This window comes from Dietzia sp. E1 (assembly GCF_014145015.1).
Classification (GTDB): Bacteria; Actinomycetota; Actinomycetes; order Mycobacteriales; family Mycobacteriaceae; genus Dietzia; species Dietzia cinnamea_A.
In genome coordinates this window covers 1-1,340 of the sequence record NZ_JAALDU010000529.1, presented here as the reverse complement: position 1 = coordinate 1,340, position 1,340 = coordinate 1, and the positions used below count along the sequence as shown (strand labels likewise).

Below are 1,340 nucleotides of genomic sequence, written 5' to 3'. Positions count from 1 at the left end.
CAGCGCGACGACCTGTGCGCGGTGGGCACCTACCGCGCCGGGGTCACCGGCGGCGCGGCCGTGAAGGTGCTGCGGGAGGCTTACCGTGACCAGGTGGCGCTGCTGGCCGCCCACGACGTGGCGGCGGCGGTGGAGGACGAGGAGCCGCGACTACCGTTCGCCGAGGTGGGGCGGCGCCTGTCCGACCTCGCCGACGCGGCCCTGACCGCGGCACTCGCCGTGGCCGTGGCCACCGTCTACCCGGACGGGCCGATGCCGTCGCGGCTGGGCGTGGTCGCGATGGGCAAGGGCGGCGCGCGCGAGCTCAACTACATCTCCGACGTCGACGTGATCTTCGTGGCGGAGCCGGCCGACGCCAAGACCGGCCGCGTCGCGGGGGAGATGATGCGCATCGGATCGATGGCCTTCTTCGAGGTCGACGCCGCCCTGCGTCCCGAGGGCAAATCCGGCGAGCTGGTGCGCACGGTCGACTCGCACGCGGCCTACTACAGGCGTTGGGCCAAGACGTGGGAGTTCCAGGCGCTCCTCAAGGCCCGCCCCATGACCGGCGACATGGCCCTGGCCGCCGAATACCACGACATCGTCCACCCCATGGTGTGGACCGCAGCCGAGCGCGACGACTTCGTCCACGACGTCCAGGCGATGCGCCGGAGGGTCGAGGCGAACGTGCCCGAGGCGCTGCGGGAGCGCGAGCTCAAGCTCGGCCGCGGGGGGCTGCGCGACGTGGAGTTCGCGGTCCAGTTGCTGCAGATGGTCCACGGCCGCACGGACGAGGACCTGCGCGTGACCAGCACGGTCGACGCGCTGGCCGCGCTGCGGGACGGCGGCTACATCGCACGCGAGGACGGCGCCGAGCTGGTCGCCGCGTACGAGTTCCTGCGCCTGCTCGAGCACCGCCTCCAGCTCCAGCGCTACAAGCGCACCCACCTGCTCCCCGAGGAAGACGACGAGGAGGCGTACCGCTGGCTGGCCCGCGCGGCGCACATCCGGCCGAACGGGCCGAACGACGCCTCCCAGGTGCTGCGGCAGAGCCTGCGTCAGCTGCGCCGCCGGGTGCGCCGCCTGCACTCGAAGCTGTTCTACCGTCCGCTGCTCGACTCGATCGCGTCCTACGACGCCGAGGCGCTCTCGCTCAGCCCTCAGGCGATGGAGCGACAGCTGGCCGCGCTCGGGTTCGCCGCCCCGCGCAACGCGCTCGGGCACCTGCGGGCGCTCGCGGGGCAGAGCAGCCGCCGGGGCCGGATCCAGGCGCTGCTGCTGCCGACCTTCATGGAGTGGCTGGCCGACACGCCGGACCCGGACGCGGGACTGCTGGCCTACCGCCGGCTGTGCGAGGAGAA

Annotated in this window: 1 protein-coding gene; it reads left to right on the top strand. The window is 73.2% G+C overall.

Translation table 11 applies throughout. From position 1 onward, the window contains the following. Window positions 1–1,340 (top strand): bifunctional [glutamine synthetase] adenylyltransferase/[glutamine synthetase]-adenylyl-L-tyrosine phosphorylase (locus G6030_RS15100; protein WP_182643675.1); only part of this gene is annotated, 1,340 nt, incomplete at both ends.